At 30.3% G+C, this 14,054-nt stretch carries 10 protein-coding genes; all 10 read right to left on the bottom strand.

All coding sequences use genetic code 11. The features are described 5' to 3' along the window. Nucleotides 1-3: 3 nt before the first annotated feature. Nucleotides 4-1,944, bottom strand: a complete 1,941-nt coding sequence (gene pabB, locus ACY3JJ_RS01430; RefSeq protein ID WP_463092032.1) for an aminodeoxychorismate synthase component I — start codon at nt 1,942-1,944, stop codon at nt 4-6. A 57-nt stretch (nt 1,945-2,001) separates the two neighbouring features. Then, on the bottom strand, nt 2,002-3,303 hold the full coding sequence (locus ACY3JJ_RS01425) for a UDP-glucose dehydrogenase family protein (protein WP_463092031.1): 1,302 nt from the start codon (nt 3,301-3,303) through the stop codon (nt 2,002-2,004). 9 nt (nt 3,304-3,312) lie between these two features. Then, on the bottom strand, nt 3,313-5,595 hold the full coding sequence (locus ACY3JJ_RS01420; RefSeq protein ID WP_463092030.1) for a flippase-like domain-containing protein: 2,283 nt from the start codon (nt 5,593-5,595) through the stop codon (nt 3,313-3,315). Further along, nucleotides 5,564-7,174 (bottom strand): prenyltransferase/squalene oxidase repeat-containing protein, encoded by a 1,611-nt coding sequence (locus tag ACY3JJ_RS01415; protein WP_463092029.1) that lies wholly within the window; start codon nt 7,172-7,174, stop codon nt 5,564-5,566. The genes ACY3JJ_RS01420 and ACY3JJ_RS01415 overlap by 32 nt, the downstream gene beginning before the upstream one ends. Then, nucleotides 7,167-8,108, bottom strand: coding sequence for a glycosyltransferase family 2 protein (locus ACY3JJ_RS01410; protein ID WP_463092028.1), 942 nt, complete (start codon nt 8,106-8,108; stop codon nt 7,167-7,169). The genes ACY3JJ_RS01415 and ACY3JJ_RS01410 overlap by 8 nt, the downstream gene beginning before the upstream one ends. A gap of 63 nt (nt 8,109-8,171) precedes the next feature. Beyond that, on the bottom strand, nt 8,172-9,035 hold the full coding sequence (gene ugpE / locus ACY3JJ_RS01405) for a sn-glycerol-3-phosphate ABC transporter permease UgpE (protein WP_463092027.1): 864 nt from the start codon (nt 9,033-9,035) through the stop codon (nt 8,172-8,174). A gap of 28 nt (nt 9,036-9,063) precedes the next feature. Next, nucleotides 9,064-9,951 carry a sn-glycerol-3-phosphate ABC transporter permease UgpA gene (gene ugpA, locus ACY3JJ_RS01400; RefSeq protein WP_463092026.1) on the bottom strand — a complete coding sequence of 296 codons (888 nt, stop codon included), beginning with the start codon at nt 9,949-9,951 and terminating at the stop codon, nt 9,064-9,066. A 61-nt stretch (nt 9,952-10,012) separates the two neighbouring features. Beyond that, nucleotides 10,013-11,344: a sn-glycerol-3-phosphate ABC transporter substrate-binding protein UgpB gene (gene ugpB / locus ACY3JJ_RS01395; protein ID WP_463092025.1), complete on the bottom strand. Its 1,332-nt coding sequence runs from the start codon at nt 11,342-11,344 to the stop codon at nt 10,013-10,015. Nucleotides 11,345-11,517: 173 nt separating this feature from the next. Continuing rightward, nucleotides 11,518-13,239: a hypothetical protein gene (locus tag ACY3JJ_RS01390; protein WP_463092024.1), complete on the bottom strand. Its 1,722-nt coding sequence runs from the start codon at nt 13,237-13,239 to the stop codon at nt 11,518-11,520. A gap of 165 nt (nt 13,240-13,404) precedes the next feature. Beyond that, a complete protein-coding gene (locus ACY3JJ_RS01385; protein WP_463092023.1) occupies nt 13,405-14,016 on the bottom strand; it encodes a hypothetical protein in 612 nt (203 codons plus the stop codon). Nucleotides 14,017-14,054 lie beyond the last annotated feature (38 nt).

Genomic DNA, 14,054 nt, shown 5'->3' with positions numbered 1-14,054 from the left:
AAGTTAGGTTTTGTAAATTTTTACCTCTTTTATTCCAAAAACAGCATTTGTAATAAATAATTTTTCTGCTTTAAAAACTTCTTCTACATTTATCTTTTTCTCTTTAATTTTTTCCTTATTCTGTTCTATCAAAAACCTTTTAAATACACCGTTTAGTAATCCTGAGGATTTTGGAGGGGTATAGTAATGATTTCCTATTTTAATAAAAATATTTGCCCGTGATGTCTCTGTAACTTCACCATTCTTGTTAATAAATAATACATCAAAAAATCTTTCTGAGTATTTTTTATATTCTCTATTATAAATCCTACGGTTAGTAGTTTTATGATACAAGAAAACATTATTTTTATCTACAAAGTATTTGGAGAGAACAATATTTTCTATATTTTTAGAACAAAAGTTTCTTATATCATATGCAGTTTTTTGTATTTCCACATCACCATTTTTTGAGAGTAACAGTCTTATTCTGTAGGCTTGTTCTGTTAGATTTTCTCTTAATTTGTATAACTTAGATAAAATGTGCTCTTCCTCAAATTGAAAATCAAAATAAATAGCTGAATTCTTAAGCCTTTCTAAATGATATGTTAAGAGAAAATATCCTTGTTCAAAATTCTCTTTTGTGATATTTAGATTTAAATCGTAAAAATTTTTTATCTCATAATTAAAGTTAGCACAGTATAAAATTGTTTCAATTAATCTAAACTTTTGAACTTTTGCTACTAAAAACTTATACTTAAGTTTGCATTCAGCATATTCTTTTTGGGGGTCGGAATCTGCAACTATTCCACTTCCTATTCCTAACTCGCCTTTTCCATTTTTGTCTATCAACAAAGTTCTTATTGCCACATTGAATACTGCATCCTGATTTGGTTTTATAATTCCCACAGAACCCGTATAAACATACCTTGGTTCTGTTTCCAGTTCTTTTATTATTTGCATACTTCTAATTTTAGGTGCACCAGTTACAGAACCAGAAGGAAATAAGGAATGAAACAGTGTGTATAGATCGATATTTGGTTTTATTCTTGCTTCTATTGTAGAAGTCATCTGAAATAGGGTTTTATATTTTTCTATTTCAAGAAGTTTTTTTGCTTTTACTTCACCCAATAAAGAAATCTTTCCTAAATCATTTCTTAAAAGATCAACTATCATTATATTTTCTGCACGATCTTTAATACTTTTTTGTAATCTATGGGCTTGTATTTTATCTTCATAGATATCTTTACCTCGAGAAATTGTACCCTTCATTGGTTTGACAATAACGATATCACCAGTTTTTCTGAAGAATAGTTCTGGAGAGAAGGATAATATAGAAAAGTTGTCTGTTTTAATAAAGGCACAATATGAGACACTTTGGGTTTGTTTTAATTTATTGTATAATCCAAGAATTGAACCTGTAAAGTCAAACTTTAACTTTATTGTGTAGTTAATCTGATAAGTATCACCTGAAAAGATATAGTCCTTTATTTTCTTTATGTTTTCCACGTATTCTTTCTTGGAAATATTAAGACGTAGATTAGTTAATTTAAACCTTGGGTTTTTCTTATCAAGTTTTATAGGGGAAAAGTTATTTATTAAATCAACTCCTTCTTCAAAAACTCCGGTTTTATGATTATAGATTATTGGTCTTTCATAGACATAAAAAAAGGCTAATGGAAATTCAAGATTATATTCTACGTTGTCCTTATAATCCAAAAAATATCCAAGTTCATAGGATAAAAATCCTGCAAGATAAAAGCCTTCATTAAGTTTTTTCTCTAATTGTTCAAAAAATTCTCTTATATTTTGGGGTTTTGTTAGTACTAACTTTTCTTTTGGTGAGATAAAAATATATGAAAGAAAATTGTCTTCGTCAATTTTCAATGTTTCATATATGGCAAACTCTTTCTGGGTAAGGATGACTTTTTTTACAATATCTTCAAAACTGCACATTGTATAATACATAGAAATCCTTCAATTCTTTGTAGATTTTCTCTTTCAACTTTAGAATTTGAAATTTTTTTACTTTCTTCCCACTCCTTTGTATATAAATCCATACTTTTTAGCTTCTTTAGGATCTAATACATTTACTCCATCTATGATAATGGGTTTTCTCATAAGGCCTTTTAACTTTAAGAAATCAGCTTTTTTAAACTCATCCCATGCAGTAAGAATTAGTACTAAATCCGAATCTTTTGATGCTTCATATATATCGTTACAATATTCTACATCTTTTATCAATTTTTTTGCCTCTTCCATACCATGTGGGTCATAAGCTTTTATATTTGCTCCGTCATTCTTTAGTAAATTTATTATTTTTATAGAAAGAGAATTTCTCACATCATTGGTACCTGCTTTAAAGGTAAGCCCCCATATGGATATGGTGTAATCATATAAGAGATCAGAAAGTTGTTCTTTTACTTTATAAACTATATGCCTTACTTGATGTTCATTCTTTTCTAATATAGCTCTTAAGAAATCAGGTTCATAGCCACTTTTTTCTGCCATCTTAATGAGTCCCATAAGATCTTTACTAAGACAAGGGCCTCCAAATCCAATTCCTGGGCTTAAGTGTTCTCCTCCTATTCTTTTATCGTATTTCATTCCTTCTATAACCTCAAAGACATCAACATAGAATTTCTCACATATATTTGCTATCTCATTAATAAAAGATACCCTCATGGCGAGAAAGGCGTTGGAAGCATACTTAATTAAGATTGCAGTTATGGGAGTAGTTACTACTATTGGAGCTTGGAAGGGAGAAAATAACTCTTTTAAAGAGTTTATTACATAGTCTTTTTCTGCCCCAATAACTATTCTTGAAGGATTAAAAAAGTCATAAACTGCTTTTCCTTCTCTCAGAAATTCTGGCACTATTGCTAATTCATAATCATCTCCTTCCTTTTTACCTTCTTTACTAAAAATCTCTCTTATTTTGGATAATGTTCCTATTGGAATTGTGCTTTTTATAGCTATTATTTTTCTATTCTTTAGAAATTTACTTATGGATTTTGTCGAAGATATTACTTGAGATAGGTCTACTTCTCCATCATCCTTTGAAGGAGTATTTACACATATAAAGATAATTTCTGAGTTTTCTACTGTTTCTTGAAAGTTAGTAGTAAAGAAAATTCTTTTTTCTTTTATATTTCTATTCAAAAGTTCTTCTATTCCCTCTTCATGAATGGGAGAGATGCCTTTCTTTAAAAGATTTATTTTCTCATCATCTATATCCAAACATATTACTCTATTTCCTACTTCTGCAAGACCTAATGCTGTGACAAGGCCAATATATCCTGTTCCTATAATTCCGATATTTTTCATTTTTTCCTCCTAACTTTCATATATAAATATCACTACTTTATTAAAATCTATTTTGTTTTTATATTCAAATTTATTATCAAGCCATTCTTTTATTTTTAAAGTTCTTGGGTTTACATCGGATAAGATTAGAATAATCTTTTTATAATTCTTAACTTTTTGTTCTATATTTTCAGGAAAGAAAAAATCTGGACTCACGGGGATATATGGAAGCTTACCTCTATTGTAATATTCAAATGGTCTATAGTAAAAAGGCTCGCTAATTAATACTATATGATCTTCTTGTGCATTATCATGGAGATACCTTACCACCTCTCTCCATGGACGATTTAAATCAGATATATGTATGTAGTATGACATGTTTAGTAAGGAATATACTCCAATAATAGACAACATTACTAAGGTGATTATAAACGGATATTTTAATTTCTTAATTCCTCTTGCTATAAGGATAAAAAGGGCAGGTATAAAAGGAGAAAGATATCTACTGCTATAAAAACTTTTTCCAAAAGAGGAGATTGTAATTAAAGTTATAAAAGGTATAAAAAAATAAGAGACATTTAATAAAAAACCTTTTTTGTTTTCATAAGGTGGTAATAATCCCAAAATAATCAGTCCGAAAAATATTATGAATAAGAAGTAGTGCAAATTTAATCTTTCAAGGAAACCTCTTGCAAACCCGAAAAAGGCTTGATAAAAGGAGACACTAATAGTGTAGAGGGAAAGTTTTTGAGCCCCTTGATATAACTCTGGAGTACTTCTTGTGAAGATTACGTAAAGCCATGGAGAAAAGAAGAGTAATGTTATAAACTGTGTGATGATCCAATTTTTAAGATTCTTAAAGTTTTTTCTTTGGCATATGAACATATAGATATTTTCAGTTATTATCAAGAGACTTGAGAAAAAGTGAGTATAAAGTAAAAGAGAATTTATTATTAGGAGTTTGAAAAGGTTTCTCTTATTAAATTCTTTATTGGTTAAATCATGTATATAGTTTAAAGATAGAAGGGCTAAGAAAGTAAATAATGGATACATTCTTGCCTCTTGGGAAAAGTAAATTAAAAAAGGAGATAGAGCGAAAATAAGCGAAGAAATTAAGGCTGTAGTTTCATCATAGATTTTCTTAACTAACTTATATAAAAGGGGAATGCTTAAAACTCCCAAAATCATGGAAAGAGATCTTAAAGCTAATTCTGAATCACCAAATATGCATGTCCAAAAATAAACGAGTATAAAATGTAAGGGTGGATGAATTCCTGTTTGTAATCTGTTGAGAATAATGCCTAAAATTCCGCTTTGGGATACTTGGGCAGTTATAGCTTCATCAAGCCAAATACTTCTTTCTGTTATTTTATAAAATCTTAAAAGGAATCCTATGAGGGTAATTATAGGAATTAGACTGCTTTTTTTTATATCTTTGTTTAACTCTACCAATCCTATAATAGCAGGAATTGCTGTATTTATTAAGAATAACAAAAAGGCACTGTTAAAGGAGGCTGTTTGAGAAAGTCCTAATCTTCCTAAAATAAATACTGCTGTTCCTTCCCTAATACCTAATCCCCCAATTGTAATAGGGATAAGGTTTACAAGCATAACAATAGGGTAGCCAATAAAGGTGGATAAAAAAGAAAATTTTTCAAAGGAGTTTGCTAAAAAGTATACCTCTACTAATACGATAGTGTAGGATAATAGAGAAAGGAGAAAGTTTATAAGAAGGTTTTTCCTTTTTATTTTTAAAAATCCTTGTATAAAATCTGGAAATTTGTTGAAAGTAAATATGTTATTTATGTTTTTTATTGCTCTTTGATAAAAAATCACAAATAGAGAGAAAAGAATAAAGGCTCCTAAAAAGAAGGATATAAGTTTCCCAAAAAAAATATAAAAGCCTGCTAATGCAAGGATTAAAACTGCTAAAAGGTCAAAGGCTTTATCAAGTATTACTAAGCTTAAACCCTCCACTCTTTTTTCTTTGTCAATGTTTCCAACTCTTGCTATCTCTCCTACTCTTCCTGGAGTTATAAGCCCTATACTCATACCTATAAAATAGCTTTTTGCTGATTCTAAGATACAGATGTCTTTAGATATGTCTTTTAAGAGAAGATGCCATTTGATTATCTTAAAGAAGGTAAATAGAAAACCGAAAACTACAGCTAAAAATAAAGGTTTTATGTTTATGTAAACAAGTGATTTTACTATTTCCTTTGTAGGTATTTTCTTAAATATAAAGTAAAAAACAAGGGCGGTAATTATTAATTTTAAAATATTAATAAGTAAGTTTTTCTTTCCCTTCTCCATCGTACTCTCTTCTTATTTTAATAAATTTGTTATTCACTTCTAATATATGATAGCTAAAAGAATCTTTCAAATCTTGTATCTGGAAATATCTTGAGGAGGGTATGAATATGTATGGATTTTCTACTCCAATTCTTATCTTTTCTATTATGTAAGGTGAATTTATTTCTTCTTCAATAACAATTTTATCTTCCAGTACCTTTATTTTTCTCCTAATAAAAATAGGTCCTCCTTTTTTATAGGATATAAGCATTCTTCTTAGTATATTTTTGACCCAAAAGCTTACTTTTTTATTCCTTCCAATGGTTGTCTGGAATAATCTTAAAAGTATGTTTTTTAAGGGTGTCATTTTGTTAAAGGGAATTTTTAAAAGGTATCCTTCTGTAATATAACAATCTTGAGAAGATATTTTAGAGTTTGGGTTTAAGAAGGGTGAATAAATTTTGCCTTTGATATATACTATAGGTCCACTATCTTTTAGAGAAAAGTTTGTTTTTTTAAAATCTATCCTGAAGACACCTTGCTTTTTAAGATTTCCTACAATATAGAAATTTTCATTACTCTCTATAAATATACCGCTTTCTGGAAAATATTGGGAAAATTTTTCTTCATAAATAGGACTTTTTAATTCTCCATTATAGAAATTTTGGTGGGCTTGAATATAAGTGTAGCCTATATAAGCAAGATAACGATCATCCAAGTTAAAGGGGCCAATGCTTTTTTCTTCTTGTAGAGCTTTTCTCAAAGAATATAAGATTCTTCTTGCGGAATCATTCCATTTTGCTGAGTATTCTATTCCAGATGGGATTATATATTTTGTATTTCTGGAGGCATACTCACCTCCAAAAGAAAGATCGGGATGGGAGAAGTTAACTAAGAAATTAATGGCCTTTGTTATCATGTGTTGTACTTTTTCATCCCTTGTCTTCTCATGATATTTTGAAAGATAGTCTATAGCTAAGGATAGATATCCTATATCTGGACCTTGATATTCTGGAAACCATCCTTCTTCCTTTTGTATCTCTTCTAATTTTTTTAATTTTATTAATGCTCCTTTTTTAAATCTTTCATCCGATGTTAATAGATAAATATTATACAAGGCTATAATACTACCTGCTACTTGATTGGAAGCTGAAAAGTCTTCATGGGATAATAGAAATTCACCTGCCTTTTTTAAATGCTTTATTACTTTATCATTATCTAACTTCTCCTTTAAGATAATTAAAGTTTCTGATATGGCATATGTAGAAAACGCTGTAGCTACAAAGCTATGTTCATTAGGATACCATTCATCAAAAGATCCATCATTCCTTTGTATTTTGCACCAAAAGTCTATTCCACCTTTAATAAAAGATAGGATCTTGTTGTCTTGGAAGTAGATGTTTTCAGGGTCATTTAAATTATAAAGAAGAGCTAATGTTAATGCTGCTTCTTGAAATCTTGCACAAGCAAAATCAGTAATATTGTAATGCCAGAAATTTCTATCAAAACAACCAAAAGTTGGACTTTGTAAATTCTTATCCAGAAGTCCCAGGAGTCTTGGGATTTCAGGAAGAAGCTTTTTTAGATATATACTACTCAAACCCTGCTTCCTCTAAAATTAGATATTCTTTTTTTCTTCCATGGGTAAGATGACTTAGCATCTCGCCTATAAGTCCTATAGATAGAAATTGTATACCTACGATCATTAATAATACTCCAAGAGTTAGCAGAGGTCGTGTACCTATTTTTTCTCCTGTTACAAATTTGTATATTACTAAATATAGATTTATTAAGAAGCCAAATAAGAAAAACAATATTCCAGTACTCCCAAAAAAGTGCATAGGTCTTTTAAGGAATCTTGTTAGGAATATCACGGTTATCAAATCTAAGAATCCTTTGATTATTCTTTCCCATCCGTATTTTGATTTTCCGTATTTTCTTTCATGGTGGGTTACAGGAATCTCTGTAACACTGAATCCTTTGCTATAGGCTAATGCAGGAATATATCTATATAGTTCTCCATAAATTTCTAAATTTTCAATAACCTCTCTTCTGTAAGCTTTGTATCCACAGTTAAAATCGTGTATATTAACACCAGAAAAAAGACTTGCTAATTTATTAAAAATCTTTGATGGTAAGGTTTTTGTAATAGGGTCTTTTCTTTCCTTTTTCCAACCTGAAACTAAGTCGTAACCTTCCTTTATCTTTTCAATAAATCTGGGAATTTCTCTTGGATCATCTTGAAGATCTGCATCCATGGTAATAATGATATTACCTTTCGCTTTTTGAAAGCCAGCTGATAAAGCAGAAGCCTTTCCAAAATTTCTTCTGAATTTTATAATTTTCACCCTTTTATCCTCTTTATGAAGATCTTTTAAGATTTGGTAAGAATTATCTGTACTTCCATCATCAATAAAGATAATTTCAAAAGATAGATTTAAGAGGGTTGTATTCTCAATTATACCTCTGTATAGCTCTTTTAATGTACCTTCTTCATCCTTTACAGGTATTACAAAAGATACATCTATCTCCATGTATTTAATTATACTAAATATTAGGGTAATATTCTAACTAAATTTTGTTTTTAATTAACTCTCTTATTTTTCAGTTTCAGTTAGTCCTCTTATAAGTAACTTTTGCATAAATATCACAATAAGTGCTGGTATGAGTAGAGATATCATAGTACTTGCCATGACTATATTCCAGTCTACAGAAGTATCTGCTCCTCCTATCATTTTTACGATACCCATGACTATAGTTTGAAAATTAATATCTGTAGTTATAAGTAATGGCCATAAATATTGGTTCCATCCATATATAAAGAGTATAACAAATAAAGAAAATATGGTGGGAAGCATCAAAGGTATAACTAAGAAAACAAGGCAAGTTAAAGGACCAGCACCATCGATTTTAGCAGCTTCTAAAAGTTCCTTTGGAATATTCCTTAAGCCTTGGCGAAAAAGAAGGGTACCAGTGGCAGATACCATAAGAGGAACAGTTAATCCTGTAAAGGTGTTGATTAGTTTTAGATCAGAGACAACTTTATAAGTAGGTATAATACGCACTTCTAAAGGTAACATAAGGGTAATGAAGATTAACCAGAATATGAAACTACGGAATGGAAAATAAAAATACTCTATTGCATAGGCGGAAAGTAATGATAGAGCAATTTTCCCTATTGCTATAATAGAAGCCATAATTACTGAGTTTATTAACATTTTACGAACAGGTATGCTGATAATTCTTTCTCCTTTTCCTATATTCCATGCAGTATTGTAGTTTTCTAATAGATATTTTCCTGGAGTTAGAGGTAACTGGCCTCGAGATATAGTGGATGCATCGTGGGTTGAGGCAATAAAAGCTACATATACGGGAAAAGCTAAAAGTATAATACTTAATATAATTATAAAATAAGCAAACCAGTAACTTTTTATATGATTTAAATATGATTTCTTTTTCATAATGTATTTTTCCCCTTTAAATAAAGATTTAACCTTGATAAATAACCCTTTTGTCAAGATAACGAAATTGTAAGGCTGTTAAAATACTTACTAGTATTAGAAGAACAACAGATTGGGTGGCAGAACTGCTCAGGTTGAAATTAACTATTCCATCTACGTATACTTTGTAAGTTAATGTTTCAGTTGCTTTTCCGGGACCACCCTTAGTTAAAGCATCTATTATTCCAAAAGTATCAAAAAATGCGTATGTTAAATTCATTATTAATAAAAAGAAGGTAGTAGGAGATAAAAGAGGAAATATCAATTTCCAAAATATCTGTTTAGAGTTTGCCCCATCAATTTCAGCTGCTTCTATCATTGATTTTGGAATAGATTGAAGTCCAGAAAGAAAGAAGATAAAATTATAGCTTATCTGTTTCCATGTGGCTACTAATGTTATCAAAATAATGGCTTGTGTTCCATTTAAAATATAATTCCATTGAATTCCAAAATAAATTAGAATTTTTGTTATTAATCCGATAGAAGGTTGAAAAAGGAGTATCCATAATACTGCTGCTACAGATGAGGCTAAGGAATAAGGCCATATTAATAAGGTTCTAAATATTTTTTTAAAGTATATTGGTTTTTCTACCATTACTGCTAAAAGTAGGGAGATAGGAATAGAGATCAGTGTAACTATTAAGGAAAAGAGAATGGTAGTAGTAATAGATTGTATATAGTATTTATCTGAAAAAAGATTTACAAAGTTTGCTAAACCTACAAATTTGATTGAAAGTCCAAAAGGATCTGTTCTTACAAAGGCAAGATAGAGTGCTTGAAGAGAAGGCCATATAAAAAAGATTATAGTTATTAATAATTGGGGGGTTATTAGTATCAGGGGCAAGATCTTGTTTCGAAAAACAGGATGCGACTTCATTTAATTCCTCCTCATAAAATCAAAGTATAAAGGGGAGGATTTACCCTCCCCTTTACTTATTTCATTTTCCATATATTGCTTCAAATTCTCTAAGGATTTTATTTCCACGTATCAATATATTGTTTATTGCTTCCTTTACACTTTGCTGATTTTGAAAGGCTTTTTCCATTTCTTCATATATTACTATTCTAATAGCAGGTAAATTTCCTAATCTTAAACCTCTTGTATTCGCTGAGGGATTAGTTCTTGTAAGTTGAAGGATTGGTATCTCCATATAAGGATTTTCCTTATAAAATCCTTGAGATTTAGCATATTTATATCCTTCGAGAGTTACTGGTACATATCCAGTGTTTATGTGCCACCATGCATCATTTTCTGGTTTGGCAAGAAATTTAAAAAATTCAGCTACTCCTTTATATTGTTCTTTAGTTGCGTCTGGTCTTCGCATAACCCAGAGTGCAGCACCACCAATTATAGAATTCCACGGTTTCTTTATAAAATCATCATAGTAAGGAAGATAAGTCATTCCCCAATCAAATTTCGCATCTCTTTTGATAGAGGCATAGGTGGCTGAGGAGCCTATAAACATGGCTGCATCTCCTGAGATGAAAAGGCTGTCTGGTTGAGAATCTCTTCCTCCATATGTAAAGATACCTTCTCTTTGCCAATCTACTAAATTTTGCATATGTTTCACAAAAAGAGGATGATTAAGGGATAATTGTGCGTCTAAACCGAGAAAGCCATTGGCACGAGTTGCGAAAGGAATATTATGAATTGCTCCAAATTGTTCCAGTTGAGTCCAAGAAAACCATGAGGTGGTGAGAGCTATTTTAGATGCTCCTTTATTTTTTATTAGTAATGCAGTTTTCTTTACCTCTTCCCATGTTTTTGGGGGATTTTCAGGATTTAATCCAGCTTTACGGAACACATCTTTGTTATACCATAATACTGCTGTGGAGCTATTAAAGGGCATAGCAGCCATTTGTCCTGTAGAAAAGCTGTAATAGGATCTTACTGCAGGAAGATATATATGGCTATTTAAGCTAAGACCCACATCTTTAAATAGTTGATGTACTGGATAGATTGCATTTTCTGCTGCTATCATTGTTGCTGTACCTACTTCGAAAATTTGAACAATGTGGGGAGCCTTTCCAGCTCTAAAAGCAGCTATCGCTGCTGACATTGATTCTTGATATGATCCTTTGTAAATAGCATTTATGTAGTACTTATCTTGACTTGAATTAAATTTATTTACAAGGGTTATTAATTTGTCTCCAAGAGCTCCACTAAAAGAGTGCCAAAATTCTATTTCTATTTTTCCTTTGGGGGTTTGTGCGGTGGCAAAACTAAAGGTTATTAGGATTAATAAGAGACATACTAAGATTTTTTTCATTCCTTTCAATTTCCTCCTTTCTTAATTTTTTATGATTCCTAACCCTTTATATACTTTAGGGTGTGAGGTTTAAATTAAAATTAAGGTTTAATTAAGGATTAAAAATGGATGATTAAAAAAGAATTAAAAGTTTTCGAGGGGGGAATAACTCCCCCCCTAGAAATTTTAAATTTTTATTTTGCTGGAGCAGGCTGAAACTTTAAGCTTGATGAGAGAATGAATCTAAGTTGGTGATATCTTTCCCCCCAATAACTTGTATCACCTATAGTTGTTTTTTCTTCATCAATCTTACCATTTATTGTACCTGTAAAGGTATTATTTGTGGTGTCGAAAACAATATTGATTTCTTTGGGTTGACCTTTCGAAAGGTCTAAATTAGCAGTTAAATTTTTTAATTCTCCTAAGGAATAAATTTGTTGGACAGTAATCTTTATAGGTATTTGAGGGTTTTGACTACTTAAAGGTATTTTTATGTTCCATATAGAGTCTCTGGAAGATAAAATACCATTTCCGTCCATATCTACAAACTCTTTACTATATGTTTGAGCTCCCACATCTACTATTACTCTAAAGGAATTAGATTTTATGTTTAAATCTTCATTTCTTGCACTATAGGGAGTTAATCCTCTAATCTCTTTTATGGATAACCATAATTCTTTGTCTTTATACGCTGGTTCTTTTGAATTATATTCAAAAAGTTTTGTAGAGTATTTGAATCCATCCCATTCATAGATCTCTGCTTTAAACTTCTTTTTACCTACAAGGTAGTCTATTTGAACAAAGAAATATAAATTTCCAGATAAGGCATTTAATTCATTTTCACCTTTAGCAGAGATTTGGAAATAGGAGTTATAAACTGGATTCTGTAATATTAAGTTTAAATTACCATTTATATTAAGTTTGTCTTTAAGTAATGTTAATTCTCCGCCTACACCTGCACTTGCCACTTTATAATTTAATCCAATCTCTGCATAAGCACTGGTATCTACATATGGATTAATAAAACCACTACAATATAGAGGATCTAATACCGCTCCTAATTCTACACCTATTTTTCCTCTTAGTCCAAAAGATCCAGATACATTGAAAGGACCAACAGGACAGGTTATTGGAAAGCTCCAATCTACATTATATTCAGATTTATCCCTATATTTTACATTTGTCTTAAAAGATTCTTCAATCTTTTTTTCTCCCAGTATATAGACTCTTGTATAACCCTTTTGTGATGTATTGTTTTCTCCTGCACCTATATCAGTTTCCACCTTAATTAATTCTGCACTTTTTCCCAAAAGTCCAACTGTGGCATATGCAAAGGCGTTTGAATTTACTTTCTTCTCTTCTCCTATGAGTTTTAGCCCAGTCCCTACTTTTACATTAAAGTCTTCATTCCCTAATGGGAGTTCCCAAATTCTTTCCCAATTTAAATTTTTAAATTCCTTCTGGGGTTCTTCCTTTGTTTCTGGAGTATATGGGATCATTTCTTTAAATATTTTTCTTTGGAGCTCAAAATTTTGTTTTGGTATTACTATGCGTTGTATTAAAATTTCTTCTTCTGGATCTCTTAAAGAGTATCCATAGGAGTTTAATGTTTTCTCGATCTCATTGATCTCTTTTAAAAAATCCTCACCAGTAATTTTTTTCCCATTTGATAGAGTGATTATCTGACTTTTTTGGATCTTAAAAAAGGTATAATCAAAGGGTTTAAAAGTAATAGGTGGTTTCTTAATAATGATAATTTTAGAACTTTTGGCATCAAGTACTACTGGTGTAGTAAGTTTTACTGATATTTTGGGAATATTTTGAGGGACTTGTGGAACATTAAAGTTTTGAGCACTTACAACACTAATTGAGAGAATAAGCCATAGAAGAGTGATAATGAGAAATACTTTTTTCATTTTTTCCTCCTTAATTGTTGCTTGTTAAAAGTTGAGGAAGAATCGATGTAATGTTTCTGACTGAGGTTTTGATCCCCCCTCATCTTTTAACTATTAATATTTTAAATCATTTTTATAAATAAAGTAAGTGATGGGGATCACACGGGTAATTTTAAAAATAAATCATCAAAATTCATGAAGATAGGCATTAATTTTTATAACTTTACCTTTTGATATTTTAAATTCAACATTACAATATAGTGAGTCTTGATAGAAGATACTATCTATCTCTTTATCTTTATAATTTATAATTCCGAATTTTTCATATAATATGCCATTTTCAATCTTTGAAAAGTAATAAAGATACTCTTTATCATTTATTTTTGTAGGATTATATCTAAATCTATTTAGTACCTTTTTATAACTATCTTCAACTTGAATTCCTCTTGGTCCTTTTACTCCTCTTTTAGTAATCTCTACACAAAATATGTACCTTGCTAAATCATTATGCTTTTGAGCTGGTGCGAGCCATACTGTACCCCATGGATAATAAAGGTATTCTACGTAATCTTCATAAGTTTCCCAATACTCTCTTTTTGTATTAACAGGATTTCCAAATTTTTTTAAAAGTTCTTCTTTCTTAGAGGTAAACATTAAATTTTCTAAGATGGGCTCCTTAGCGAAGAAGGGTTCCTTATTGTTTCTAAAAATAAAGATCTCATCTTTATGGGTAAAGGTCCATATAAAGATAATTAAAATCCCTATGAAAAGTAATGGGAGAAAGTATATTTTTTTCATTTTTAAGGTAATATTGTTGAATCCTTTAAGTTTTTACT

This window comes from Dictyoglomus sp. DH (assembly GCF_055181375.1).
Note: the sequence above shows the minus strand (reverse complement) of the source record. Positions and strands in the feature narration are given on the sequence as shown.